Annotated in this window: 27 protein-coding genes; 11 read left to right on the top strand and 16 right to left on the bottom strand. The window is 43.8% G+C overall.

Translation table 11 applies throughout. The features are described from left to right. Window positions 1-5: 5 nt before the first annotated feature. From V5G21_RS04650 to V5G21_RS04620, 7 genes are all read right to left on the bottom strand, one after another. Window positions 6-1727, bottom strand: a complete 1722-nt coding sequence (locus tag V5G21_RS04650; protein ID WP_338465254.1) for an adenine deaminase C-terminal domain-containing protein — start codon at window positions 1725-1727, stop codon at window positions 6-8. 72 nt (window positions 1728-1799) lie between these two features. Beyond that, window positions 1800-2855 carry an ABC transporter ATP-binding protein gene (locus V5G21_RS04645; protein ID WP_095327341.1) on the bottom strand — a complete coding sequence of 352 codons (1056 nt, stop codon included), beginning with the start codon at window positions 2853-2855 and terminating at the stop codon, window positions 1800-1802. Between the two features lie 63 nt (window positions 2856-2918). After that, complete coding sequence (locus V5G21_RS04640; protein WP_011248049.1) at window positions 2919-3710, bottom strand: ABC transporter permease; 792 nt, start codon at window positions 3708-3710, stop codon at window positions 2919-2921. 4 nt (window positions 3711-3714) lie between these two features. Then, window positions 3715-4524 (bottom strand): ABC transporter permease, encoded by an 810-nt coding sequence (locus tag V5G21_RS04635; RefSeq protein ID WP_041824752.1) that lies wholly within the window; start codon window positions 4522-4524, stop codon window positions 3715-3717. A 68-nt stretch (window positions 4525-4592) separates the two neighbouring features. After that, entirely contained in the window at window positions 4593-5525 is a 933-nt protein-coding gene (locus V5G21_RS04630; RefSeq protein WP_338465253.1) for a nucleoside hydrolase, read from the bottom strand. 12 nt (window positions 5526-5537) lie between these two features. After that, complete coding sequence (locus V5G21_RS04625) at window positions 5538-6584, bottom strand: ABC transporter substrate-binding protein (protein ID WP_035202896.1); 1047 nt, start codon at window positions 6582-6584, stop codon at window positions 5538-5540. Window positions 6585-6745: 161 nt separating this feature from the next. Then, window positions 6746-7087 (bottom strand): hypothetical protein, encoded by a 342-nt coding sequence (locus V5G21_RS04620; RefSeq protein WP_050749060.1) that lies wholly within the window; start codon window positions 7085-7087, stop codon window positions 6746-6748. Window positions 7088-7323: 236 nt separating this feature from the next. Here V5G21_RS04620 and V5G21_RS04615 point away from each other — a divergent pair, with 236 nt between their 5' ends. The 9 genes from V5G21_RS04615 (at window position 7324) to V5G21_RS04575 (ending at window position 15019) form a co-directional block, all read left to right on the top strand. Next, entirely contained in the window at window positions 7324-7629 is a 306-nt protein-coding gene (locus V5G21_RS04615; protein ID WP_063608576.1) for a DUF2087 domain-containing protein, read from the top strand. 238 nt (window positions 7630-7867) lie between these two features. Continuing rightward, the gene (locus tag V5G21_RS04610; protein ID WP_011248043.1) at window positions 7868-8347 is read left to right on the top strand and encodes a hypothetical protein; all 480 of its coding nucleotides are present in this window, start codon (window positions 7868-7870) and stop codon (window positions 8345-8347) included. A 128-nt stretch (window positions 8348-8475) separates the two neighbouring features. Further along, entirely contained in the window at window positions 8476-9366 is an 891-nt protein-coding gene (locus tag V5G21_RS04605; RefSeq protein ID WP_011248042.1) for a universal stress protein, read from the top strand. Window positions 9367-9602: 236 nt separating this feature from the next. Next, window positions 9603-10403, top strand: a complete 801-nt coding sequence (locus V5G21_RS04600) for a MurR/RpiR family transcriptional regulator (protein WP_011248041.1) — start codon at window positions 9603-9605, stop codon at window positions 10401-10403. 158 nt (window positions 10404-10561) lie between these two features. Beyond that, entirely contained in the window at window positions 10562-11494 is a 933-nt protein-coding gene (pfkB, locus tag V5G21_RS04595) for a 1-phosphofructokinase (protein ID WP_011248040.1), read from the top strand. After that, window positions 11482-12900, top strand: a complete 1419-nt coding sequence (locus tag V5G21_RS04590) for a PTS fructose transporter subunit IIC (RefSeq protein WP_095254891.1) — start codon at window positions 11482-11484, stop codon at window positions 12898-12900. Before pfkB ends, V5G21_RS04590 begins: the two co-directional genes overlap by 13 nt. Window positions 12901-12914: 14 nt before the next feature. Beyond that, window positions 12915-13367: a PTS sugar transporter subunit IIA gene (locus V5G21_RS04585; protein ID WP_011248038.1), complete on the top strand. Its 453-nt coding sequence runs from the start codon at window positions 12915-12917 to the stop codon at window positions 13365-13367. 1 nt (window position 13368) lies between these two features. Beyond that, window positions 13369-14238, top strand: a complete 870-nt coding sequence (locus V5G21_RS04580; protein ID WP_095236687.1) for a class II fructose-bisphosphate aldolase — start codon at window positions 13369-13371, stop codon at window positions 14236-14238. A 118-nt stretch (window positions 14239-14356) separates the two neighbouring features. Beyond that, complete coding sequence (locus V5G21_RS04575; protein ID WP_051881161.1) at window positions 14357-15019, top strand: hypothetical protein; 663 nt, start codon at window positions 14357-14359, stop codon at window positions 15017-15019. 88 nt (window positions 15020-15107) lie between these two features. On the opposite strand, the gene V5G21_RS04570 is transcribed toward V5G21_RS04575, so the two are convergent. Continuing rightward, window positions 15108-15605 carry a phosphatidylglycerophosphatase A family protein gene (locus V5G21_RS04570; protein ID WP_011248035.1) on the bottom strand — a complete coding sequence of 166 codons (498 nt, stop codon included), beginning with the start codon at window positions 15603-15605 and terminating at the stop codon, window positions 15108-15110. Window positions 15606-15930: 325 nt separating this feature from the next. Continuing rightward, window positions 15931-16536, bottom strand: a complete 606-nt coding sequence (locus V5G21_RS04565) for a hypothetical protein (protein ID WP_035202892.1) — start codon at window positions 16534-16536, stop codon at window positions 15931-15933. A gap of 362 nt (window positions 16537-16898) precedes the next feature. Between V5G21_RS04565 and tlp the strand changes: the two genes are divergently transcribed. Further along, window positions 16899-17129, top strand: coding sequence for a small acid-soluble spore protein Tlp (gene tlp, locus V5G21_RS04560; protein WP_011248032.1), 231 nt, complete (start codon window positions 16899-16901; stop codon window positions 17127-17129). A gap of 80 nt (window positions 17130-17209) precedes the next feature. On the opposite strand, the gene V5G21_RS04555 is transcribed toward tlp, so the two are convergent. Then, window positions 17210-18082 carry a LysR family transcriptional regulator gene (locus tag V5G21_RS04555; RefSeq protein WP_035202890.1) on the bottom strand — a complete coding sequence of 291 codons (873 nt, stop codon included), beginning with the start codon at window positions 18080-18082 and terminating at the stop codon, window positions 17210-17212. A 114-nt stretch (window positions 18083-18196) separates the two neighbouring features. Here V5G21_RS04555 and V5G21_RS04550 point away from each other — a divergent pair, with 114 nt between their 5' ends. Further along, entirely contained in the window at window positions 18197-18751 is a 555-nt protein-coding gene (locus tag V5G21_RS04550) for a flavodoxin family protein (protein WP_338465252.1), read from the top strand. A 322-nt stretch (window positions 18752-19073) separates the two neighbouring features. Here V5G21_RS04550 and V5G21_RS04545 read toward each other — a convergent pair whose 3' ends face one another. From V5G21_RS04545 to V5G21_RS04520, 6 genes are all read right to left on the bottom strand, one after another. After that, complete coding sequence (locus tag V5G21_RS04545) at window positions 19074-20060, bottom strand: 3-oxoacyl-[acyl-carrier-protein] synthase III C-terminal domain-containing protein (protein WP_095254889.1); 987 nt, start codon at window positions 20058-20060, stop codon at window positions 19074-19076. A 167-nt stretch (window positions 20061-20227) separates the two neighbouring features. Beyond that, on the bottom strand, window positions 20228-20908 hold the full coding sequence (locus V5G21_RS04540) for a TetR/AcrR family transcriptional regulator (protein WP_035202885.1): 681 nt from the start codon (window positions 20906-20908) through the stop codon (window positions 20228-20230). Between the two features lie 13 nt (window positions 20909-20921). Beyond that, a complete protein-coding gene (locus tag V5G21_RS04535) occupies window positions 20922-22079 on the bottom strand; it encodes an ABC transporter permease (RefSeq protein WP_095254888.1) in 1158 nt (385 codons plus the stop codon). Further along, a complete protein-coding gene (locus tag V5G21_RS04530; RefSeq protein WP_035202879.1) occupies window positions 22063-22836 on the bottom strand; it encodes an ABC transporter ATP-binding protein in 774 nt (257 codons plus the stop codon). Before V5G21_RS04530 ends, V5G21_RS04535 begins: the two co-directional genes overlap by 17 nt. A 24-nt stretch (window positions 22837-22860) precedes the next feature. Next, window positions 22861-23610: an efflux RND transporter periplasmic adaptor subunit gene (locus V5G21_RS04525; RefSeq protein WP_220558112.1), complete on the bottom strand. Its 750-nt coding sequence runs from the start codon at window positions 23608-23610 to the stop codon at window positions 22861-22863. A gap of 264 nt (window positions 23611-23874) precedes the next feature. Next, window positions 23875-25002 carry a threonine synthase gene (locus tag V5G21_RS04520; protein ID WP_338465250.1) on the bottom strand — a complete coding sequence of 376 codons (1128 nt, stop codon included), beginning with the start codon at window positions 25000-25002 and terminating at the stop codon, window positions 23875-23877. Window positions 25003-25027 lie beyond the last annotated feature (25 nt).

The raw sequence follows: 25027 nt of genomic DNA, 5'->3' as shown, positions 1-25027 counted from the left end.
TTCCCCTAGCTTTTCTCGTTTACAAACAATGGAACGACTTTGCCGTTATTCACATCAATTAACCCGAAATCGGTAATTTTTAGGGCAGGGCTAACGGGCAAAGACAGCGTCGACAATGACATAATCGGATTGTAATGCTTATAACCTAATGCCGTTAGCGCTTTAACGAACGATTCGACTTTTGGCGCAAGCTCGGCTAGGGGCGCTTCAGAAAGAATACCGCCAACTGGCAGTTCCAGCATCGCTTTCACTTCCCCGTTCTCTACTACCGCACAGCCCCCTTGTGCTTGGATGACTGCGTTTGCTGCACAAACCATGTCTGGGATGTTTGCGCCGACAACGAGCAAGTTATGGTTATCGTGGGAATACGTGGTGGCCACGGCTCCGCGCTGTAGAATGTCTCCGGCGATCAGGCCGTGGGCCCGCCCGCCCGTTTTCCCGTAGCGTTCAAATGTGGCAATAAGACGAAAGTCGCTGTCTTGCCATTGAAGGAGGCCGTTTGCGACAGGCACCCTTTCTTGAGTTTCCTTCGTAAAGGTCGAGCCATCTGCCACATTCATCACCCGGCAAACATGGATGCCGTCTTGGCGGTCGGCAATCACGTGAAAATCCTCCTCTTGCAAAGGAGCAAGCTTGACGCTTTCGTAAAAATGTGGTGGAAACTGCCTTGGCTTTGGCGTTTGTTTGTGTGGGCTTGCTGCATCATAAGCGAGCATTCCATCTTTATAAACAGCGGAAAAAACAAATTGGCCGTCTTCTGCAAGAAGAATGAAGTCAGCGATTTTTCCCGGAGCAATGGCGCCCCGGTCTTCAAGCTTCATTCGCTTGGCAGGTGCCATTGTACAAGCATAAATGACGTCCTCAAACTTCATTCCTGCAGCGAGCGCTTTGTTTGCAAGAACGTTTAAGTGGCCGCGTTTATAAAGGGAATCAGCCATGACATCGTCAGTAACAAAGCAAAAATGTTCCCGAGCGTCGTTTTCAATCAAATAGGAAAGCACGTCGTCGGTCATCGATTTTTCTTGGATTTCTAAAAACATGCCAGCTTTAATGCGTGCTTCCATTCCTTCTCTCGTTTGGTGTGTATGGTCAGACCCAATTCCAGCAGCAACGATTTGATGAAGGTCGAGCCCTGTCAGCTTAGGCACATGCCCTTCGATAGGAAGCGCAGGATAGGAACGCCGGAAATGCTTGAGGATTTGGTTTGTTTTTGAATCAGGCTTTGAAAGGACATCGACATAGTTCATGATTTCTCCTAAGCATTGGATGTCCTCTGTGTCCATTAATTCATCCATTTCTGCGATTCCGATGGCGCCGCCAGTCGTTTCCAAGCTAGTAGCGGGAACAGAACTAGGGATCGCATATTTCATATCAACCGTACAGGCGGCGCTTGCCTCAATCATGGCTTTAATGCCTTCAATTCCAAACACATTGGCCATTTCATGAGGCTCTGCAACGATCGTTGTCACGCCATTTCGCAATAGTGCCCACGAAAAAGTTTCTGGTGTGACCATCGAGCTCTCGATATGCAAATGGATATCAATCAAGCCAGGAATCATTTGCTGGCCTTGGCCATCAATAATTGTATTGGCTTGTATCGATTCAAGTTCGTCGCTGTGACCGATTGCCACAAATCGGCCTTCGTCAATCGCGACGTCACTGGAGATAAATTGCTGTGTATAGGCGTTATAGACGCGTACGTTTTTCACTAAAGTATCTACATGCATAATAAAGTCCTCCAACTTCGCAATGGACAATGGTTGTATGTTGCTTTCGTATAGGGCATAACGCAGGAAGCATTATTGGGTAATAATGATTTTATTGCTTGGAAAATGAAGGACGACAGGCGTGCCAATGTCAAGAGGCGTCGCCATGTCCGTATGGACGGTAAACGTGCCAGCTGCCGTTTCTACGATACATTGGTAACTTCGGCCGAGAAAGGTGCAGACAAGCACTTTTCCAGCTATGTGGTTGGCAGCGTCCCCTTGGTTTAAATCGAGAACAAGCTCAATGTCGTCAGGGCGGATCGCTCCTGTCATGCCTAAATCCGAGGCGGCATGTTTGGCGACTGAAAAGCGTTGTGCGCCAGAGGCAAATGTCCAATAAGTCCCGTTGTCTTCCCTGTCTGAGAATGGCAAGAAGTTTTTAAAGCCGATAAATTCAGCAACAAAGCGCGTTTTTGGATAGCTATAAATATGGGATGGGGCATCGAGCTGTTCAATGATCCCTTTATTCATAATCGCGACATTGTCGGAAATGGAAAAGCATTCCTCCTGGTCATGGGAGACGTATACAGCTGTAATGCCGAGTTCTTGTTGAATGCGGCGAATCTCCACGCGCATTGTTTCACGCAAGTTTGCGTCCAAGTTGCTTAACGGTTCATCAAACAACAACAGGTCAGGTTCAATCACTAATGCCCGGGCGATCGCGACACGCTGGCGTTGCCCGCCAGACAGTTCTTTTGGAAAACGATTTTCAAACCCTGTTAAATTAACGACATCGAGGACATGGGCAATCCGTTTTTTCATTTCGCTTTGCGTTTGTTTGCGCATTTTTAAGCCAAAGGCGATGTTGTTATACACAGACAAATGAGGAAAAAGCGCATAGTTTTGGAAAACAAAGCCGAAGTTCCGTTTCGAAACGGGGACACGTGTGTAATCTTTGTCATTAAATAGAAAGCGGCCAGATTTCGATTCGAGAAAACCAGCAATGAGGCGCAATGTCGTCGTCTTTCCACAGCCACTTGGTCCTAGTAAGGAAAGGAGCTCGCCTTTCTCGATTTTTAAATCAAACTGTTTTAAAATGTCTTGTTTTTGGTAAGCGACCGTCACTTGGTCTAATGTTAGTAAAGCCATGAGAGACCTCCATTCTTTTGCAAAAGTTGCCATCAAGCATAGGAGAAACGGGAATCGGTTTCGTTATCGTTTCGTAAAATACGACAAGCCGACTAGCCTTTCAATCGCAAACATCAATATAGCTGTTAATGCCATTAACATCACCGAAATAGCCGCAACCGTTGGGTCAAAATAATGTTCAACGTACGTCAGCATTTGGATAGGCAGCGTTGAGAGCCCTGGCCCGGTAAGAAAGACGGAAATATCAACGTTGTTGAATGACTCTAGAAACGCAATGAGCACTGCCGCAATAATGCCAGATTTAATATTAGGCAAAATGACTTTGAAAAACGCGCCAAAGCGGCTTGCCCCGAGGCTCATCGCTGCTTCTTCAATCGAGAAGTCAAACGTGGCCATACTAGAAGCAATCACACGGATAATAAAGGGCAGCATCAAAATCGTATGCCCTACAAATAGCGCGACTTCAAGCGGAAGCTGATAAGCGACAATCAAATAGCGTAAAAATGTAAAACCGAGCACGGTGCCAGGAATGAGTATCGGCGATACGAACAACACATTCAAGAGCGCTTTTCCTGGAAACTCGTAGCGGCTTAATGCATAGGCAGCAGGAATCCCAAGCAACAATGCACACAGGTTGCCTAACAAACTAACAAGCATTGAGAGCTTGAACGTGTCCATGAAAGCCGACACAGCAAAAATATTTGCGTACCATTCAAGGGAAAAGCCACTTGGCGGAAACTGAAGCACTGTACTAGGCTCAAAAGAAGCAACCGAAATAATAACGAGTGGCCCGAGCAAAAACAAAAATATGAGAAAGGAAACAAACCCAAGGCCGATATGTTTTGATTGGTTCATCTGTTTACCCCCTTGGATTTAAAATCGCTGCGATTTTTTGGAAAAGACCGGTCACGACAAACGTGATGACAATCATAATTGTTGCAATCATCGCAGCAGCATGCCAATCATTTAACGTAATCGCATTTTGATATAAAAATGTCGAAATGACCCGTTGTTGGCCGCCTAGAAGCGCTGGCGTCGTGTAGGCAGTAAAACTGCCAACAAATACGAGCGTGCTGCCAATTACAAGGCCAGGTACACAAAGGGGCACCATCACTTTTAAGAATGCTTTTGCTTTTGAGGCACCAAGGCTTTCGGCAGCTAAAAACAAATCAGCATCAATGTTCTCCATTACGCCAACTAATGTAACGATCATGAGTGGCAAAAATAAATGGATGAGGCCGATTGCGACAGCGGCTGGCGTATATAAAATTGATAATGGCTCGTTTATTAGACCAGTCGCCAAAAGAAACTCGTTAAGCAAACCATTGCGGCCGAGAATAATCATCCAGCTAAAAGACCGAACAACTGGGCTGACGAGTAATGGGAAAATGGCGAGCATGAGCATGATTGCTTTTTTGCCGCCATTTAACTTAGAAATGTAATAAGCGGCGGGAAAAGCAAGAATAACGCAGCAAAAAGTCGTTAATAGAGCGACAAAAAGAGTTGTCCATAAAATTTCTAAAAAGTAGGCATCACCTAAAAAACGAAAATAACCGTCTAAAGAAAAGCTGCCGTTTTCGACGAATGTCGAGCTGATGGTGAGCACGAGTGGAATAAGCATAAAAACAGTTAAAAACAGCAGCCCTGGAATGAGCAAAAGCATGCGCATTGACCGGTTCACGAACAAATCACCTCACAGAAAAGAATGGCCCGGCTTCAAGACGCCTAAGGCCATGTTCAGTTTTGAATTGAATGCAAGAAGTACGATAAAAATGCATCGCTGTCGATCTCAGTGGCAACGTTAACGTTTGCCGGTTTTCCTAAGCGGTGTTGCCTGTCGCATACCGTCTGCCCATCGCAAAATTGGCTGTTTGTTTCTACTTCCACAAACATCTCTTCCAAATGGAGCAATTCGGGTTTTAAGGCATAAGCAACGGCAAGAGGATCGTGGAGGGCACAAGCTGCCACGTTGTTGCGCGCTTCATACAGTTTTATATAGTCTGCGGTGCACGTTTTGATAAACTGCTTGATAGGCGAGTCAACGAGCGATCCAATGTTTTCCCTAGTGAGAAGTGCTTTGCGGGTAACATCTAATCCGACTTGCACAAGGGGGGCGAAGCCGGAATGGATCACCTTGCGCGCTGCTTCAGGATCGACATACATGTTGTACTCAGCCACAGGGGTGACATTGCCATGTGTAAAGGCGGCACCACCCATATAGACGACGCCCGCCACGAGTTTTGGCAAATCAGGGCATTTTTCAAGCGCTAACGCCAAGTTCGTCAGCGGCCCTGTCATGACAAGCGTGAGTTCGCCTGGATAACGGTTTGCCTGTTCGATTATATAATCAGGAGCATAACCGTCGGCAGGCTGTGCCGTTGGCTCAAAATGAGGCAAAGCACCGCCAAGGCCGTCATTGCCGTGGACGCTATGTTCAAAAAAGCACGGGCGCCGAAGTGGCGCATGAGCCCCTTGGATAACGGGAATGTCGCCCTCTTTATGAAGAAGTGTCAACACTTTTAACGTGTTAACAGTCGCTTTTTCTAAAGAGACATTTCCGTTCACTGTCGTAATTGCAAGCAGTTGTGCGTCCGTGCTTTTGGAGGCAAGGATAATGGCGAGGGCATCATCTACGCCTGTATCAACATCAAGTAAGATTTTTCTGGCCACTCCAATGCCTCCTTAGTTGGCAATTTCTTTATTCCAGCGGTCAATCCATTCGGCTGATTCGCTGTTTACGTATTCCATGTCAAGCAGGTTTAGCGCCTCAATTGTTTCTTCCCCATAAGTGACGCCTTCCGCTTCCTGTTCAGACAACTCAACATCGATGTTCACAGGGGAGTCGACTTTCGCTTTAGCTGACGCTTCCTGGACTTCTTTGCTCAAATGCCAATTGATAAAAGCTTCCGCTAATTCTTTGTTGTCACTGTCTTTAACGACATTGACTGTATTCATGACTGCGTAGCCACCTTCTGTCGGGGTAACGAACTCAGCTTCAGGGACAGCGGCTTGCAAATCATGAAAATACATTTCCATAAATGGCCCAGCAGCAATCTCGCCTTGGGTAAACATGTTGACGAAGTCGGATGATTTATCATACTCTTTAACAATATTTCCTTTCAGGTCGGCAATGGCTGCAAATGCTGCATCGGCATTAAATTCTTCCTGTCCGGCTACGATGGAAGCTGCATCTAAAAACATTGGCCCTGTTGTCGATGTAATAGAAGGAATCGTTAAATTGCCTGCAAGAGAGTCATCCCATAAGTCGCTCCAGCTTTCGATTGGGCCTTTCGTTTGCTCAGGATTGTAAGCAATCCCGAATTGGCCAATCGTATAGGCTGGTCCGTATTCTTCGCCAAGAGGGGCTTTAGCTATATCATAAAGGTTGTCAATATTTTCGATGTTGCTGCGATCGATTTCAGCAAATAAACCTTCCTCGATGCCTTGCTGGGCGTAATAATCAGATAAATAAACGACATCTACATTAGCAGTTCCTTGGCGAATTTTGTTAAGACGTTCTGCGTTGTTGCCGATATCGACAACAATATTAACGTTGTATTCTTCTTCAAATGGCTTGTAAACTTCTTCCTTAAAAAAATCCTCTGCAAATCCCCAAGTGGAAATGACAAGGTCTGTTGGTTTTTCATTGCCGTCCCCTGAAGCGGAGCATGCGCTAACAGCGACCAAGCTTGACGTGATTACAAATAAGCAAGAAAGATGTTTTTTCATTTAGAAAGTCCTCCTAGTACACATTTTTAATAAGAAAAAAAGAAGACACACCTGTAGCAGCATTTGCCATCTACAGGTGCATCTTCCTTATGTAAACATAAGCAAAAGCAACCGTATTGAAAAGAATCGCAAATCCTCAACCAGACATGTCCAGTCTGCATTTACGAAGTGGAAAAAAGAATGTTTGTAAAAGCCCATTGCGTTTTTGCATCATAATCACGCAGCACAACCTCGATCGGGTCGTGGAAGTGCGTCGCTAATTGTTCTGCAAGTTTCCGTTTATAGAGAAGGGAAAGATGAAAATCAACTTCCATTTTTAAAGAAGGCACTTCTCCTTCAAGCGCAGTTGAACGGGCTGCCCGTTTATGCTTCGCTTGAATCGTTACAAGTGCCCCGGAGATGGAAACCTTTAATAAAGTTGTGCCAACGCCGAACATTTCTTTTGAAACATCGTTATATAGATGAGCCAATATTTTTTTATTTTCGTTTGTATCGCCTATCATCCCATCACCTTTAAACGAAAAACAAATGATGTAAACTATTGTACATAAATTGCTATTGATATGCAATAAAATGTTCGGATTTAATTGAGTGTAATTTTCTTGAAGTCGAAAAAGGATGTCAAAAACAAGCAAACGACGAACATTGATGATAAAAAACGAGATACTCTTATTTTCTATTTAGATTTTCATCTAATTAGATTATAATAAAATCACTAAGTGGAAAGGAGAATGTGAACATGAAAATCAGCCAACTAGAGAAGGAAAACATCATACGTCATTTTATAGGGAAAGATGGCCGCTTAAAGACGATACCGGCTAAATTCAAGAAAAAGCTCATTCTTTTAGAACATATGTTAACAGGATTAGAGGAGAATGTCGTTTATGAAGAACGGGAGATTAATGCTCATATTCAGTCTTTTCATGATGACTTTGCCACGATCCGCAGAGCATGGGTAGAGACGGGGTTTATGGAAAGAAAAGAGGGACGTTATACACTTGTGTCGCCAGCGAAGCGGCCAGCTTTTTTTAATGAAACTAATTAGATGGATGTCTAATTCGTTCTTTTGATCTTTTTTCATGGCAACAGGCAGCGTAATCCTAAATGAGACGATGACGTGGCAGCAGCAAACAAAGTCGTGATTTTAGGTCGGTATGACTAGTAGCATCTGAGCCTTTTAGAGCGCTCAGATGCTTTTTTATAGTCGTATTTAAAATACAAATTCAGTAGTTTTGTCAAAATTGGTACAATTGTTTTAATCTATGATGAAGGAAGTGAGTTGTATGGTTGGAGAAAAAGAGGAACCGTTTGTCGATCTGTGCCTTGAATGGCTAGGTTGCATTCGAACAGGAAATCCTGCGCAAATGACGAATTTGCAATCAAGAGCAAGGAGGCTTTTGGCCGCTGAAAGGAATGTCGATGACGCAGTCATCTCTCTTTACTTGCTCAATTCACACCTCCATTCTGAACAGTTAAAAGGCAATGGGAACACGTCTGAATTCATTAAGCTTGCTAACATTACCTATTTTTTAAGCCATTTCATCAGTGGAAGGATCAAACAGAGCAAAGCGGATTCGAATGGAGCTTTGCGAAATTATTTAAAGGCCGAACATGTGCTTACCTTTATTGAAGACAGCTGTGAAAAAGCAAAATTTTACGAAGCGGTAGCGGCTGCTTATAAAAATCTTCAGGAGGAAATCGCGGCAAACGCCTATTCGAAAAAACATAAGGAAGAGGCGGCAAAGTGCATAGTAGTGACGTAGCAGCAAATGTGGCTGCTTAGAGTTTTTCTAAGAATGTTCATAACATGAAGGCGGTAGGCGTTGCCATAGCTGTTATAATAAAAGAGAAGGATGCTTTTAAAGTCTCTAATCAGGAGGGAGTTGGAAGCATGTATAAACGAATTCTTGTTGGTGTCGATGGATCGAACCAGTCTGACCACGCCTTTTCGAAAGCGCTTTCCATCGCCGGAGAATGTAGGGCAACACTTATCATTGGCCATGTTTTGGACATTCGCAATTTTCCCAATGAGCATATGCTTTATGCAGGAGAGTTGTGGGATGAGTGGAAAGGCAAGGCCGACGCCATGCTTGCTCGTTATAAAGAACAAGCAGAGGCAGCAGGCATCAAAACGGAAATCGCGTTTGCCTCAGGGAATCCGCGCATTCAAGTCGCAAAAACATTGACAAAGGAGCATGGAGCGGATCTACTCATTACGTCAGCGACAGGGCGGAACCGAATGGAACGGTTTTTTACCGGCAGTGTCGCTGAAGCGTCCATTCGTCATGCGCCATGTGACTACTTGATGGTCAAAGACTATGAAACAGCTTCTCCGTACTATAAGACGATTCTTGTCGGCGTGGATGGCTCCGACCAAGCGGAAGATGCTTTGTCGGAAGCGGCATGGTTGGCCAAACAATATGAGGCAGCACTGACGATTGTTCATGTCGAGCCGATTGGCATTTATACAGGGGGAGCGATGGCTGCCGCTCCGTTATCCTATGAAGATAACCATCGACTAGAAGCTGAGCGCATGTTGACATCATATAAACAACAGGCAAAGGAGTCTGGAGTTTCAACTGTAAAAACGGAATACGTGCATGGGAATCCCCGTGCCAAACTTTCCACTGATCTACCGGAATCGCTTCAAGCGGATTTGCTCGTTTGCGGCGCAACTGGAACAAATACAGTCACCCGCCTTATGATTGGTAGTGTGGCAGAGGCAGCGATGCGCCATGCGCCATGCGATGTGCTAATGGTGAAGCGGGACAACAGCCGTTAGGCTGCAAGGAGCCGTCTTCAAAGAGGACGGCTCCTATTAGTGGAGTGAGAGAAAGGTACAGCCAAAGGGGACAAGCATTTGCCTTACGACACAGTATTGGACGCGCCTCAGCTATTTAGCGAAACGTGGCTACTACGTGTACACTTGGAAATAATAAAGAGTGACATAAAAAAAGAGGACGATAAACACAAAGCTTGGTAAGCCTAGCGCGAATAATATGGATAAGAGTGGTGCATATGAGCAAACCGTTATTTAACATTCCTTATAATACATTTGAACGACTTAGTGACACAGAGCGTTATTTGTTAACTTACATTCATGACCATCTGGATGAAATTGCGACGATGTCGATTGTTACATTAAGCGAACGGGCGGCAGTCTCTACTGCCACTGTTGTCCGGCTGATGAAAAAAATTGGTTTTAAAGGCTATACGTCGTTTAAATACAAGCTTGAACAGGATAAGCAAATGATAGACAAAGAAGGAAGTTTGAGCGATATTGGCAACGAAATAAAGCAAGCGCTGCAAAAAAACGAAGAGGAAGTGCGCCGTACCATTCAACTGCAAAGCATTGGCCAAATTGAGGACGCGGTCCAAAAAATGCATGACGCCAACAAAATTTACATCTTTGCCCGTGGCTTTTCGCAAATGATTGCCAAAGAGATGGCCGTTAAGTTGCAAGTTCTTGACAAGACGTGTGAGATGCATGATGATCCGAATATTATCCGCATCAAATCGCAAAAAATGCATCACGATACGGACTTGGCGATTTTTGTTTCATTAAATGGAGAGACGAAAGAACTTGTGGAAGCTTGCCAAAACTTGAGCATCCGCCAAGTGACGACCATTACGTTAACGACCAAAGTGAACTCGACACTGAATAAGTTGTCTGATATGACGTTGATCGGATACAAAAGTGAACACTCGTTAATCCCAGATTATGAAGTTCGCTCACGCCTTTCCTTAAATGTGATCGCGAGAGTGCTCCTAGACGCCTATGTCATCCGTACAAAAGAATCTGTAAAGCCGCCCCATTGAACTAGAGGGCGGTTTTTTTCTTATGAAATCAACGCTGAAGGCGCTTTTACCAAATATTGTTTTTCAAGATGCGAAAACATTTTCATGTACGCCAATGGGATAATAAAGACATCAAGGATCGCATTTCTGAGACATTAAACGAAGTTGGTGAGGGCAAAATGATTTATACATGCACGATGAACACAGCAATCGACTTATATGTACAGTTGGAAAAGCTTATGCCCGACAAAGTCAACCGCACGATGGATGAAGACTACCAGCCAAACGGCAAAGGCGTCAATGTGTCGATTATGCTAAAACGCTATGGAATTGAAAGCGTCGCCACAGGCTTTATAGCTGGTTTTACAGGGGAATTTATTCAGGACTCTTTACAGAAGCTAAACATTAAGACTGACTTTGTGCACGTCGATGGCATTACACGGATTAACGTGTTTATGAATGCAGACAAGGAATACAAAATCGTCAATCAAGGGCCGTCCATTAGTAAAGAAAAGCAACGCTTGCTAATAGAAAAAATTGGCCAATTGGAAGCAGGCAGTACGTTAATTGTTTCAGGAAGTTTGCCTGTAGGCGTGTCAGAAGCCATTCTCGCCGAGATTGGCGCCATTTGTAAAATGAATGGCGTCCATTATGTCCTTGATACGAGCATTTCTTCTTTAGATGGCGTGTTGGCCTCTCAACCTTATTTATTGAAGCCGAATGAAGAAGAGTTAGCAGGTTTCTTTCAAGTGAAACATCGATTGAGTGAGAAGGAGCTTGTCTACTATGGGTATGAACTGATCAAACGTGGAGCGCAACAAGTACTCATTTCTCGCGGAAAAGACGGCAGCATTTATTTGAATAAGGACACTTGCTTGTTTGCGACGTCTCCTAAAGGCAAAGTACTGAACACGGCTTGTGCTGGCGATGCTTTGTTGGCCACGTTCATTGGCCATATCCAGCAAGGCACACCTGTGGAAGACGCACTAGCGAAAGCAACAGCAACAGGGGCTTCTACTGCCTTTTCTAAGGGGTTAAGCGATTTAAAAGATGTTCCAATGCTTCTCGATCAAGTACAAATTACACGGAGGGGATTCACATGGCAAAAGTAAAGATTGTCGCTGCAACGGGCTGTCCTACAGGCATTGCTCATACTTTTATGGCAGCGGAAGCGCTGAAAAAAGCAGCGAAACACATGGATGTAGAGATCAAAGTTGAAACGCATGGCCAAGCCGGAATCGAAAATGCGTTAACAAAAGAAGAAATTGAAGCGGCAGACGGTGTTATTGTCGCTGCCGACAAAGATGTCAATACGGAACGCTTTCATGGCAAGCGGCTCGTGGATGTCCCAGTAGCGAAGGCATTGCGAGGCGCCGAAGAACTAATCCAACAAATTATCGATAAAAGCGCGCCGGTTTATCGAGCCAAAGGCGAAGTGTTGCCAGAAGAAGCGACTGGCGAAGACAATCAGCCAACTGGCAAAAAGAACATTGGTCGTTCACTGTATAAGTCACTGATGAATGGTGTTTCCCACATGCTGCCATTTGTAGTTGGCGGCGGCGTGTTGATCGCAATTTCCTTTTTGTTCGGCATTTATTCTGCTGATCCGAACCATGAATCGTACAATGCCTTTGCCGCATTTCTAAATAAGGTTGGCGGCTTGAGTTTTAGTGTGATGGTACCCATTTTAGCGGCATTTATTGCCGAAGCGATCGGCAAACGTTCTGGCATGGTTGCCGGTTTTATCGGCGGTTTGCTCGCGGTTGAATCGGGGGCTGGTTTTCTTGGCGGCATCATTGCTGGTTTTGCGGCTGGCTATTTAATTGTGCTGTTGCAATACCTATTCAAAAAATTACCTCGGTCATTAGACGGGCTTAAAACAATCTTCCTTTTTCCGGTACTTGGCATCTTTCTAATTGGCGCGGTCATGTATCCATTGATGTCGCCAGTCGCCGCTCTAAACGAAGCAATGATGGCGTTTTTAGCTTCCGTTCAATCATCAAGTCCGCTGCTGCTCGGCTTAATTGTAGGCGCCATGTGCGCATTTGACATGGGCGGGCCTGTTAACAAAGCCGCATACGTAACAGGGACATTGTTGCTATCTGAAGGAAATTTGTACTTCATGGCTGGCGTGTCCGCAGCGTGTATAGCGCCACCGCTTATCACCGCATTTGCGGTCTTGTTCTTCGGAAAGTACTTCAATAAAGAAGAGCGAAACTCAGGAATGGTGAACTTTATTTTAGGATCCACCCATATTACAGAAGGGGCAATTCCGTTTGCTGCCAAAAACCCGATTGTCGTCTTGCCGATATTGATGATTGGTTCAGCGATTGCAGCAATCATGACGTATATGTTTGGCGTGCAAGTGCCAGCACCCCATGGTGGCTTTCTTGTACTGCCGGTTGTGACTGGAGCGGTTAAGTGGGTGATAGCAATTTTAACAGGATCGGTTATTGGCGGGGTCTTGTTCGGGCTCTACCGTAAAAAAATAGCGAATGGCAAACCAATCGAAGGGTAAAAGGAGAGACAGACATGATTACAGAAAAGCAAATTCAATTGCACTCAAGCGCATCAACACAGGAAGGCGTTTTTCAGGCGATTGCAGATTTGGCTGTGGAAAATGGCATTGCTGTAGACAACGCTAGTGTTGTTGCTGGATTAAAAGAGCGGGAGTCCTTAAGTACAACGGGCTTCCAAGATGGTTTTGCGATTCCACATACACAGTCTGACTCGATCACAAGACCAGCAATTATAATCGTCCGCACGGAAACAGGAATTGAGTGGGAATCATTTGATGGGAAGCCAGCATTCTTTTTTATTTCATTGCTCGTGCCACATGAAGAAGCAGGAACAACGCATTTGCAGGCGTTAGCGGCTCTGTCTCGAGCCTTAATGGATGATGAGTCGCGCCAAGCGTTCCTTACTGCGCAATCCAGTGAGCAACTTGCACATTTAATTAAAAATGCCATCCAAGGAGATGAGTAATTTGGGAATTGTATCGACTACACCAATGCTAAAAAGAGCAAAAGCAAATAAACATGGGGTGGTGGCATTTAACGTCCACTCTTTCGACAGCATTTTTTGGGTGCTGGAAGCTGCGGCAGATTTGAGATCACCGGTTATTTTGCAAACAACGGTCGGCACTGTAAAAGCGCTTGGCGCTAAAAACATTGTGGAAGTTGCCCGAGTCGCATCTGAGCATTTTCAAGTGCCAACAGGCCTACATTTAGACCACTGTACCGATTACCGAGTGATTAAAGAAGCAATCCGGGCAGGCTATTCCTCGGTGATGATTGATGCTTCTATGTACCCGTTTGAAGAGAATGTGGCCCGTACAAATGAAGTCATGGCTCTTGCCCAATCGTTAGAGGTAAATGTGGAAGCAGAACTCGGCAAAGTGGGCGGTGTGGAAGAGGATATTGTCGTTGCTGAAGAGGATGCCAAAAAGGCGGTACCCGAGGAATGCAAACGGTTTGTTGAGTTGACAGGCGTACCAACGCTTGCACCTGCAATCGGAACCGCCCACGGCATCTACAAAGGCAAACCTAATATTGATTTTAAACGGATTGCCCGTATTGCTGAACTAGTTGACGTCCCGCTTGTGCTCCACGGCGGTTCCGCTGTCCCTGATGAAGATATTCGCCGCTGTGTTTCATTAGGAATGGCGAAAGTCAACGTATCCACCGAATTAAAAAATGCTTACTCTGCGGCGATCCGTGACCATTTCGCCTCCCATCCAAATAGCCTTGACCCACGCGCCTACTTGCAAAAAGCGAAAGAGGCAGCTATCGAAATGGCAAAAGCCAAAATCAGATTGGTAGGAAGCGAAAATACTGTTGTCCCAGCGTTTGCTTAAAAGCGATGCCTCCCTTCTTACATAGTAAGGAGGGATTTTTTTGCAAAGAAAGAAAATGAATCCGTACGTGCCAAGCACTAGGCGCATACACTGGTTTTGAATGAAAGGAGTGAAGGCAATGAAGCCTACAAATGAAGACATTCAACACCAATACGGGGTAGACCAAAATGCCCAACCGAGCCAACCACTCGAGGCGGATACGGTCTACAGAAATAGTCACGGGGCGGCAAATCAGATGGGAAATATGGCTCAACAAATGAACTGGCATCAGCCTGTTCAACAATTCGCGATGAACCAAAACATGCAACATACTCTTGAATATGGCAGTAACACACAGCCATTTGCATCACAAGAATATGGCAGTAACACACAGCCATTTGCATCACAAGAATATGGCAGTAACACACAGCCATTTGCATCACAAGAATATGGCAATAACACACAGCCATTTGCATCACAGGAATATGGCAATAACACACAACCATTTGCACAGGCAGAAGCCAATCAGTTTTCACAGCAGGGGGCGATGAAAGAGAAGTGCCGCCAAATGAAAGACCATCATGTCGAAGTAAAGATGGCAAACGGCCAATCGGTTGACGGAATTTTAACAGAAGTGAGAGAAGACGGCATTACCGTTTTAGTCGGTGAGGATGTTCATCAAGAAGAATCCCGCCAATTTGGTTGGCGGTATCGCCGCTATCGCCGCCGCTTTTTTCCTTTCGGTGGATTTACGGGGCTTGGCTTTTTTCCATATTTCTTTCCGCCGTTTTTCTTCTATTGATGCAATTAGTAAAAGAGAGAGTGTGTCGAAGCTTGGCGACACACTCTTTCTTTTGGTAGTAGGCAGTCGCGCTTTTAGTTGTTGCGAATCAATCTCTTACGCCTGCACCTTCTCGGGAATGGGCGAGCCGGCTGGAAGCAGCGGCAGCGATCGCGCCGACAATATCATCAAGGAATGTATGGCATTTTCCGCCTTTATGTTTGTTTAACTTACCGAGAATGCCAGGTTTGATTTTATCGACATAGCCAAAATTCGTCAGCCCAATTGAGCCATAAATGTTAACGATCGAAAGGGCAACAATTTCATCAATGCCATAAAGGCCTTCATCTGATTGCACTATTTCTTGAAGAGGGGAGCTGAGCTTGCCTTGTTCGGCGAGGCGGTCAAGCTCGATTCCTGTTAATAACGCATTTTGCACTTCTCGCTTAGCCAGCACTTTCATTACATGAGGCCGGCACATTTCCTTCGTCAAGTCTGGAACATACGTGCTTTGCAATTCATAAACAAGATCCATAATTTCTTCAATCGTAACCCCTCGATCTTCCAATGCTTCCAACGCTAATTCAATTGTGATTTTATGTATCATCGAAACAATCCCCTTTCAAAGCTCTACCTATAAAGATACCCTATTTTTCATTGAAATACACGTTTAGCTTAAAAGGGAAGGGATTCCGGATTAGGGAACAGAAAGAGGGTGAAATGGGCTGCATCTGTTTGGATTGCTGCTTTAGTTATTGTGAAAAGGGAGGAAAATAGATGTTAAAGGATGATGGGGCTTATAGTAGGAGCATTCGCAAAAAAGAGGAGTCGTTGGATCAAAGCAGCAATCCAAGATGCAGAGATGAAACGGGAAAAGTCCGAAAACAATTGGAAAAGCGAAAAAAGTGAAGATGAGAGACAGCTAGCCGGAATTAAAGATAATTTTTCTTTAAGGAGAACACTTCTTGCTCTAGTGAGACCATTTTTGACATAAGAAAATCATGAACGGTATCTGCCCGCTTTTTGTCTTCTAACCGTTCGGCAGTGCTATGTTCAAGTAGATAGCCGACCCCATTCAATCTTTTCTCCATTCGTTCAAGCCTGTTCTCTGTGTTCTGTTGAAAAGCCTCGAATGTTTGGTTGAATTTGGTTTGTTGGTTGTTAAACTTGCGCTGATTCTCGTTGAAAGCAAGCTGCTCCTTTTGGAAATGACGCATTTCATTATTGAAAGCAAGTTGTTCCTTTTGAAAATGACGCATTTCATCATTGAAAGCAAGCTGCTCCTTTTGGAAATGGCGCATTTCATCATTGAAAGCAAGCTGCTCCTTTTGGAAATGGCGCATTTCGTCATTGAAAGCAAGCTGCTCCTTTCGAAAATCGCGCATTTCGCCATTAAAAGCGAGTTGATTTTGCTTAAAATTATCAAATTCATCAAGCAGCTTTTCTTGTTGGTTATCTAGCTTTGTCAGTATCTTGAGGATTTGTTCAGTCACTTCATTCGCCTCCATTTTGTGTATTATAGCGCATGTTCCTGGCATAAACCACCTCCTTTTAATGGCATCATAAATAAGCATAATGTGCTTTACAAAAAACGATAAGGTGTTTCATCTACATTAGGTTGGTATTACTTTAATGAGGATAGCTAGCTGCGTCGTTCGAAGTAGTCTAACAATGGAGGCACCATTGTAGCGAGTGTAGGTGATTGATGTTCGTCGATGGTTTTCCTTGTATAGCCAATATTCTACATAAGGTTCATCATTCCTCCTAAAAAAGTCAATTATTTTTATAAAAAAAGAGCTTATGAATCAGAAGCTGTTGATTTTCACGAAAAACCCGGAATGCTGCATAATTTTTTAATAACGATGGAAACTAACGGCAAAACAGGCAAGGAGGGAATGGAATGGCCAAAAGAGATGACCGCTCCAATAATCCAGAAAGAATTGAAAATATAATCGGCAACACGCTACAAAACATGGATGAGGCTAGAGATTATGCCAAAGCTCATTCAGAGGAGCTAAGTGAGGAAGAAAAACAGGAGATTGAACAAAAAAATGAACGCCGTGAGCAAAGCATCGACGGCTTACGCGAAGAATTAAAAGACGAAGTCAATGACCAAAAGAACAACAGCTAAACAATCGCTAACTGGCATCGGGAGTTCCCGGTGCCAGTTTTGTGTTAGTAGCAGTCAAACAATTAAATCAGAGCTGATTGTTAACTATGAAACCAATCTTTTTGCTCCCGCAATGCGCTAATAAATGTCTCTAACTTCCGCGAAACCCATTTATTTTTGTGATAAGCAGCGTAAATGCCAATTGGTTCTATCGGAGCCTTTGTCGGCACTTCATTTAAAGTGCCTTCTGCTAAGGCATCCCGAACAGCGAATTGAGGCAAAAAAGATTGGCCTAATCCGCATTCGACACATTTTTTGATTGCCTCGATGCTTGGAAATTCGATCTTTTTCATGCCAAATTGCGCTTCCTCAGATAAATACTGCTCAATGATCGGGCGCCAACTGCATGCATATTCCGTAACGAGCATGGTTTCAGGGATGTTACGGAACGCATGGTCAGCTGTTTCGACAAGTATTAATGTGTCACTACTAATTTTCTCGAAAGTAAGAGTTTTAGGTTGCCACTGATTTGATTCGACAAGAATAGCTGCTTCGATTTCTCCTTTTTTTAGTTGGGCAGTGAGATGTTGGTAATCAATCAGTTTAAGCGTTAATTCAATTTTAGGATAGGTTTTAGTAAAGTTCGTAATAAAAGTTGGAAGCCAATATAACAGCAATGATTCACTTACGCCAATGGTCAATTCTCCTGCTAGATCAACTGTGTTAAGGACGGCTTCTTTAGACTTGGCATAAAGATCAATAATTTCAAGGGCATATGGCAAAAAACGTTTACCTGCTTGTGTCAACACCACTTGTTTGCCTAAACGGTCGAAAAGCAAGTACCCAAGTTCATTCTCTAATTCCTTAATGTGGTTCGTAACAGATGATTGGGCATAACCAAGGGAATCGGCGGCTTTTTTAAATCCACCTGTATCTACAATTGTTTTAAACGTGTTCAAGTGACGCAGCTCCATGTAGTAGACTCCTATCAATATTAATGATCGTTTTAATTCAAAAGTTCAATTTTACAGAATCACGACTGTATTATAAACTTTTCAGTACACATTAGCAAAGAGGAGTTGGAGAGCATGAAAGTAATGGCCTTGTTTGGAAGTGCCCGTATAGAAGGGAATACAGAACAACTTGCCGATATCGCATTAAGGGGAATCAATCACCGGAGAATTCATTTGCTGGAATGCGGTTTTGATCCTATTATTGATGAACGCCATGCACCAAATGGATTTACTGCTGTGAACGATGGCTATAAAGAAGTTCTTGATGACTTTCTTAATCAAGACATTGTTCTGTTTGTGACGCCTTTATATTGGTTCGGCATGTCAGGACAAATGAAAGGGTTTTTTGACCGTTGGAGTCAGTATATGCAAGACCAGAGATTGGGCTTCCATGAGCGGATAAGGGGAAAGAAAGCGTATGTAATTGTTGTTGGCGAAAATCCTCATCCGCGCATAGCTGCTTTGCCATTAATCCAACAGTTTCATGCTATTTTTGAATATACCGGGATGGAGTTTAGTGATTATATCATTGGCAAGGGAAATCGACCAGGTGCTATTAAACAAGACCAGTTGGCTTTGGAAAAAGCTGATTTTTGGAACAAAACCTTTCATCAAAATTTTGTACAATAGTGAAACAGACCACAAGGGCCCTTCTAAAGTATACGACTTTGATGAAAACAGATTTGCTAGATTTTGCTATAAAAACACCCCTACATGTAGATGATGACTCTACATGTAGGGTGGGGATCTATCGTGGCTTTTGATCATAAAGTATGCTGGTTGTTTTCTATCAGTCAATAAAGTTCCTGCGAAGTACTGGAATACAGAAAATCAAACAAAAATCGTACAAACAGTTAAACCCCTTTGAACCACAGAACATTAGATAATTCAAATAGATTTGCTTTGTAGACCAAAAGGAACAATTCAGTCATTTCGGTGCATTCTTGGTTGGTCAATACGTAAGTGATAAAGCACCGAGTGATAGCCCTGCCGAAGTGCCAAATAATAGGACGTTGTCACCTCGGTCAATCTTGTTTGATGAAAGAAGGTCGTGAAAAAGCATTGGAATCGAAGCGGCGATGCAATTGCCGTGGGTAGCAAGGTGGTCGCCAATTTGTTCACGTTTAAAGCCGAACTTCTCAAATATTGTAATCCCTTTTTTGGATGTTTGATGTGGGATAATGAATTTATAATCTTCTTTGCTAAGCGAATTTAAAAAGAAATCCTCCAAAAATGAAGGAAGGTATCTGACAGCAGCTTTATAGACTTTTCTGCCTTCCATCTGGAATAGATTATCATTTGGCATCGTTTCCGGATCATTAGGGGGACGAAGCGTTCCGCCACCTTTAACACAAGTAAAATCTGCGCCACTGCTATATGTTTTCAACAGGAATTTATTAATTTTTGAATCGCCATTAGAGGATGTAACGACAAACGCTGCTGCACCATCACCAAAAATGGTACGCACTTCTTTTTCGCATTGGTCCAATGTTTTACTAGGGGTGTCTGAACTAATGATGAGGATATGTTGATAGACATTGTTGTTGATTAAGTTTGAAGCAACAAACAAAGCAAGTGGAAAGCTGTAGCATGTAGTGTCGACGTCAAAGCATGGAATACCGGATTCTTCTAAGCCTAGTTCACGTTGGTATAAACTTGCAGCACATGGAATTGCTTGTAAAGGAGAGCCGTTTGCGCCGATAATACAATCAATGTCCTCTAACGCAAGGCCGCTTTCGTCTATTGCCTGTTTCGCGGCAGCTACCCCTAATGTTAAGGCTGATTCATTTTTGTCAGGGTTAATGTAAAAGCGGGATTGTACGCCTGAAGCTTTCTCCATCCACCCTTTCGGCAATGACATTTCCTTTTCAAGTTCATCATTTTTCATTACGGTTGAACCGACAGCTTTGCCAGAACCTAAAATTTTGGCGTTTAACATCTTCTCCACTCCTTTTTATCTTGTTTTGTTCTGATTAATAGCAGCGCTTATTTCCTTTTATCGCCCCCTTTTAGGACTAAAAATGAGATTTTTATTGAATTTATTTTTAATACGGCCAGAAAACGAGATGAAAACGTTTCTGGCCATGCTAAAAATCATCATCCAGACTACTTGTTAGTAGCGATCCCCTCCAAAATAATGTCGATCATTTTTTCAGGTTCATCCCCGTGATCAGGTTGAAGCCCTTCGCCAAGAACTTGGTGGTAAAAGATATAGCCGAAGATGATATAAAAAAATAAATTGGCAATAACAGACTCATCCATGTCCTTAAACTCACCTTGTTCTTGTTTTTGCTTAATAAATGATTTTGTCGATTCCATCGCAGGACTAGTGATGTTCGTTACAATTGCTTTCTTAATTTCGTCCTGTGAATAAGCTTCTCGAAAGAGGACTTTTATAATCGATTGGTTTTGAGCAAGCTGTTCCAGCCTGTCTTGAAAAGCCATTGTCAACGTTTCTTTCGCATTATTTGGCTCAGGTGCACGGAAAATCTCTTGAATCGTTTCCACATATTTTTTTGAACCAAGTTCAATAAAAACAGGTGCTAAAATATGGTACAACAGATTTGACTTTGACTTGAAGTTACGGAACAATGTTACTTCGGCAACGCCAGCCTGTTTAGCGATATCGGCAGTTGAACTAGCCTCATACCCTTTTTCTGCGAATAGCTTGGCAGCTGCTTGGATAATTTGTTCTTGTTTTGCTGTTTTTTTCTTCGATTCATTTAGCGAATCTAAGAAAAGCTGAAATGCTTCTGTTAATGATGGACTATTGTCGTCGTTGTTCATTTTGATCACCTATTTACTGGAGATGCTTTTTAAATTTTGCAATTGTCGCGATGGAAAGCAGAACGGTAAATCCGAGCAATACAAAACTTTGCGGCCATAGAAGCTGTAGGGAGTTTGCTTTTAAGAAAATGCCCCTTAAAATCTCCAAAAAATACGTTAAAGGGATCAAGCCTCCTAATAGTTGAATCAGCATTGGCATCGATTCTCTCGGAAAAACAAAACCGGAGAGAATAACGCTTGGAAGAATAACGGCAAAGGACATATACATGGCTTGGAGTTGGTTTTTGGCGATGGTGGAAATGAAAATACCCATCGCTAAAGTCGCAACAAGAAATAGCAAACTTAATAATACCAGTAAGAAAGGGTCGCCGGCAATCGCTACATCAAACCAAAACACGCCTGCTAAAAGAACAAAAGCAAAAGACAATGTCCCAATGATCGTATAAGGCACTAGTTTGCCAATAATTAACTCTGCTGGACGGATTGGCGTAACGATCAACTGTTCAATCGTGCCTTGTTCCTTTTCGCGGACAAGAGCAAATGCAGTCAAAATTAATGTAACTTCTTGCATGATGAGGCCAATTAAAGCCGGAATATTAAACTCCATGCTGTCCATGGAAGGGTTATAAAACACCTGTGTTTCATGCTTTAACGGGCTATTGGGGACTTCTGTCCCACTTCGGATCAATTGTTCCGCCTGAACCGTATGGGCATAGTTTAGCAAAAGCGACTCACTTCGAAACAATGCCTCTTGCGCATAAGTCGGATCGGACCCGTCAATTAAAAATTGTACATTCGCTGTATTTGTTGTAAGTTCTTTTGAATAATTCGCTGGAATAATAAGACCTGCATGAATGTCGCCCTTATCCAGGAGGTGTTCCAGCACACTGACGTTGTGTTCATAACTCATAATGGTAAAGTCGCCTTGGCTTGTTAAACGGTCAATTAGTTCTCTGCTTTCTGCCGTTTGTGACTGGTCTAGAATAGACAAGTGAACTGATTCGACATCGTCATTCATCGCATAGCCAAGCAAGACGAGCAGCAGAACAGGGAGAACAAGAGCAATGGCAAGGCTGGCAGGATCTTTTTTTATTTGAATAAATTCCTTGCGAACGATTGCTTGTAGTCGTACGAAACGAAAACGCTTTTCTCGGTTATTCAAATGAATCACCCTTTTTTAGATGGGAAGCATGTTCTTGCTCTTGTTGTTCTACTAGCTTAACAAACAAATCATCTAAGTTTTTGACACTGTATTCGTCCATAATCTCTTTTGGCCCGCCGTTAACAAGCAAGTTTCCGGCATACATAAACCCGATGTTGTCACAAGTTAAGGCTTCGTCCATGTAATGGGTCGTGACGAGGACGGTGACGTCATCTTTTTTCAATTGATGGATGATCTCCCAAAATATTTTGCGCGAGACAGGGTCTACGCCTGCAGTTGGCTCATCAAGTATGAGCAACTCCGGTTCATGAAGCATGGCACAGCATAATGCAAGCCGCTGTTTCCAGCCACCTGACAACGCTCCGGCCCGTTGGGAAATGCGGTCCTCTAACTTTGTTAATCGCAAAAGCGTTTGGATACGCGCAGCGAGCTCTTTCTTCTTTAGTCCATAAATCGCTCCATAAAACTGCAAATTTTCAAGTACCGTTAACTCCAAGTACAAGCTGAATTTTTGCGACATATAGCCGATTCGCTGCTTAATTTGCTCTGGCTGTTCTGCAAGGCTATAACCAAGCACAGTTCCGCTCCCAGATGAGGGCGGGAGAACGCCACACAACATGCGAATGACAGTCGATTTTCCGGCTCCATTGGAACCAAGAAAGCCGTAAATCGTGTTTTTTTTCACGGAAAGGTCAAGGGGCTTGACAGCCATCTTAGAACCGAACTTTTTTGACAACGCGTTACAACGAATAGCATCCTCTGTCATGTGTTCAAATCGCTCCTGACCGCCTTATAATGAATCAATCCAAATCTCGACATCCATCCCGGCTCTTAATTGCTCGTCGTTGCTTTCAATTGTAATGTGCACAGGGAAAACTTGACTGGCTTTGTCTTCGTTTGTCTCGATCGTTTGCGAACTGTATATCGCTTCCTTTTCAATAAAGCTGACAGTTCCTTCGAATGTTTCTCCAGGCAAAGCGACAGCGCTTATTTGAACGGCCATCCCCTCAGAAAACTCGGAAAGTTGGCTTTGCGGCACATAAATCGTCGTTTCCAAAGGAGCGTCTGTCAAAATCGTTACAAGTGGTGTACCAGTTTGAACAAAATCGCCCTCATCGATTAGCCATTCCAAAATGGCGCCGTCTTTTGGTGAATGAATGCTTGCTTTTGATTGGTGGTATTGGGCCTGCTCTAGACGGGCTTGTGCTTGATCGCGTTGGCTGTTAAGAGCGTCTAATTGCACATTAGAAGCGGCCTCATTTTCTGCCTGCTCAATTTCAGCGTCGGCTAATCGTACCGATGCTTCCGCTTCTGCCGTTTGTAGCTCCAATAAACGCTCGTCTAAAGACACGAGCAGCTCATCTTTTGCAACGGCTTCCCTTTCAGCAACATGAATGTTTTGGATTTCCCCTTGTAAAGGGCTGTAAATCGTTTGTTTTTTCGCTTCAATCGAACCAGTGTAATTTGCTTCTTCGGTTTGCGAACAGCCAATTAATACAAGCATAGAGAAGGAAAAGATTGTTGGTTTTGCAAAAGACATAACAGCACCTCGTTATTGAATGTAAGTACTTACTTTCAAATATAATCGAAGAAAAAGAGAAATTCAATGGGTAATGAAAAAATTTTTCAAAGAGCATGCCAGTGACAGGATAGTCATTGGCGCCCTCATTTGGTAAAAAGTGCGGTTATTTCTTACTTTTCTTAAGGCTTTACTAGGTGCGCAATGTGTCAGATCCAAACAGATGTGCATAAAGGAGGTGGAAAACAAAAACGCATTTCAAACGTTTGCTTTGGAAGGTTGGTATTATTTTGCTATGTGGTCACTTGCCTTTGTCCCAGAACCACATAAAGGGATGACGATCGTTTCTGTTTCACAGTGTCGGTAAACGTGAAAGGCGGCGTAGGTAGCGGCGCTAGTAGGTTCCACATCAAAACCTTGCTTGGCAAGTGCCGAGCGTGCTTTCGCTATTTGTGCTTCGCTAACAGTTATGAAGGTGCCGCCCGTATTGCGGACTGCCTCTAATATTTGCGTTGCACGAGGTGGTGCAGCGATCGCAATCCCTTCAGCAATCGTCGTTTGGCCTACTATAGGCGTAATAGATGGTTCTCCTGTGGCAAACGCATGAGCAAGAGGGGCGCATTGTTGAGCTTGCACGGCCACGATTTTCGGGCATTTGCCAATGAGACGGTTCGCTAAAAGCTCAGAAAAGCCGTAATAAGCACCGAGTAAAAGGGTGCCATTGCCAACAGGGATAATCACTGTGTCTGGTGCGTCGCCAAGCTGTTCATAAATTTCGTACGCATACGTTTTCGTGCCTTCATAAAAGTAGGGATTATACACATGGCTTGCATAAAAACCGCCTTCTTCTAAGTTGGCGGCTTTTTGCTGTGCGGCACGTGCGACATCTTCACGTGTACCGGCAATGGTGTGGACCTTGGCATTGTATGCTGCCATTTGTGCTTGTTTTTTCGGGGAAACCGTATTGCTGCAAAACACTTCGCAAGCAATGCCAGCTCTTGCTGCATAGGCCGAAACGGCAGTCCCTGCATTGCCGCTGCTATCGGCAATGACAGATGTGGCACCAAGTTCTAGCGCTTTTGCGATTAGGACAGCAGCGCCACGGTCTTTAAAAGAGAGCGTCGGCATTAAATAGTCGACTTTTACATAGACATTCGGCTTATCAGCAGAAACAGGTAGAAGCGGCGTATTGCCTTCGCCTAAAGTCACGTTTTGCCAACTTTTCGCGTCTTTTTCAAACGGCAATGCGTCCAAAAAGCGCCATAGTGTAGGAGGACCAGATTCCCAAGCCGTAGGTTCGAGCAATGGCATTTGTTTGTCAAGGTCGAGCAGACCGCCACAAAGGCACTTCCAAAGATCACGCGAAACAGGGTAAGTGGTATGGCAACTGCGGCAAACGTACGATTGCTTCATCAATAGATCGCTCCTTTTGTAACAT

This window comes from Shouchella rhizosphaerae (assembly GCF_036700015.1).
Taxonomy (GTDB): domain Bacteria; phylum Bacillota; class Bacilli; order Bacillales; family Bacillaceae_D; genus Shouchella; species Shouchella rhizosphaerae.
Note: the sequence above shows the minus strand (reverse complement) of the source record. Positions and strands in the feature narration are given on the sequence as shown.

What these genes read in the sequence shown, in the direction of transcription:
- V5G21_RS04650 (WP_338465254.1), bottom strand. Translation starts at nt 1,727, where the DNA reads ATGCATGTAGATACTTTAGTGAAAAACGTACGCGTCTATAACGCCTAT.
- V5G21_RS04555 (WP_035202890.1), bottom strand. Translation starts at nt 18,082, where the DNA reads ATGGAGCTGCGTCACTTGAACACGTTTAAAACAATTGTAGATACAGGT.
- tlp (WP_011248032.1), top strand. Translation starts at nt 16,899, where the DNA reads ATGGCCAAAAGAGATGACCGCTCCAATAATCCAGAAAGAATTGAAAAT.
- V5G21_RS04525 (WP_220558112.1), bottom strand. Translation starts at nt 23,610, where the DNA reads ATGTCTTTTGCAAAACCAACAATCTTTTCCTTCTCTATGCTTGTATTA.
- V5G21_RS04520 (WP_338465250.1), bottom strand. Translation starts at nt 25,002, where the DNA reads ATGAAGCAATCGTACGTTTGCCGCAGTTGCCATACCACTTACCCTGTT.
- V5G21_RS04565 (WP_035202892.1), bottom strand. Translation starts at nt 16,536, where the DNA reads ATGCCAGGAACATGCGCTATAATACACAAAATGGAGGCGAATGAAGTG.
- V5G21_RS04600 (WP_011248041.1), top strand. Translation starts at nt 9,603, where the DNA reads ATGAGCAAACCGTTATTTAACATTCCTTATAATACATTTGAACGACTT.
- V5G21_RS04545 (WP_095254889.1), bottom strand. Translation starts at nt 20,060, where the DNA reads ATGTTAAACGCCAAAATTTTAGGTTCTGGCAAAGCTGTCGGTTCAACC.
- V5G21_RS04610 (WP_011248043.1), top strand. Translation starts at nt 7,868, where the DNA reads ATGGTTGGAGAAAAAGAGGAACCGTTTGTCGATCTGTGCCTTGAATGG.
- V5G21_RS04590 (WP_095254891.1), top strand. Translation starts at nt 11,482, where the DNA reads ATGGCAAAAGTAAAGATTGTCGCTGCAACGGGCTGTCCTACAGGCATT.
- V5G21_RS04540 (WP_035202885.1), bottom strand. Translation starts at nt 20,908, where the DNA reads ATGAACAACGACGACAATAGTCCATCATTAACAGAAGCATTTCAGCTT.
- V5G21_RS04635 (WP_041824752.1), bottom strand. Translation starts at nt 4,524, where the DNA reads ATGCGCATGCTTTTGCTCATTCCAGGGCTGCTGTTTTTAACTGTTTTT.
- V5G21_RS04585 (WP_011248038.1), top strand. Translation starts at nt 12,915, where the DNA reads ATGATTACAGAAAAGCAAATTCAATTGCACTCAAGCGCATCAACACAG.
- V5G21_RS04550 (WP_338465252.1), top strand. Translation starts at nt 18,197, where the DNA reads ATGAAAGTAATGGCCTTGTTTGGAAGTGCCCGTATAGAAGGGAATACA.
- V5G21_RS04640 (WP_011248049.1), bottom strand. Translation starts at nt 3,710, where the DNA reads ATGAACCAATCAAAACATATCGGCCTTGGGTTTGTTTCCTTTCTCATA.
- V5G21_RS04530 (WP_035202879.1), bottom strand. Translation starts at nt 22,836, where the DNA reads ATGACAGAGGATGCTATTCGTTGTAACGCGTTGTCAAAAAAGTTCGGT.
- V5G21_RS04605 (WP_011248042.1), top strand. Translation starts at nt 8,476, where the DNA reads ATGTATAAACGAATTCTTGTTGGTGTCGATGGATCGAACCAGTCTGAC.
- V5G21_RS04575 (WP_051881161.1), top strand. Translation starts at nt 14,357, where the DNA reads ATGAAGCCTACAAATGAAGACATTCAACACCAATACGGGGTAGACCAA.
- V5G21_RS04625 (WP_035202896.1), bottom strand. Translation starts at nt 6,584, where the DNA reads ATGAAAAAACATCTTTCTTGCTTATTTGTAATCACGTCAAGCTTGGTC.
- pfkB (WP_011248040.1), top strand. Translation starts at nt 10,562, where the DNA reads ATGATTTATACATGCACGATGAACACAGCAATCGACTTATATGTACAG.
- V5G21_RS04620 (WP_050749060.1), bottom strand. Translation starts at nt 7,087, where the DNA reads ATGATAGGCGATACAAACGAAAATAAAAAAATATTGGCTCATCTATAT.
- V5G21_RS04615 (WP_063608576.1), top strand. Translation starts at nt 7,324, where the DNA reads ATGAAAATCAGCCAACTAGAGAAGGAAAACATCATACGTCATTTTATA.
- V5G21_RS04645 (WP_095327341.1), bottom strand. Translation starts at nt 2,855, where the DNA reads ATGGCTTTACTAACATTAGACCAAGTGACGGTCGCTTACCAAAAACAA.
- V5G21_RS04570 (WP_011248035.1), bottom strand. Translation starts at nt 15,605, where the DNA reads ATGATACATAAAATCACAATTGAATTAGCGTTGGAAGCATTGGAAGAT.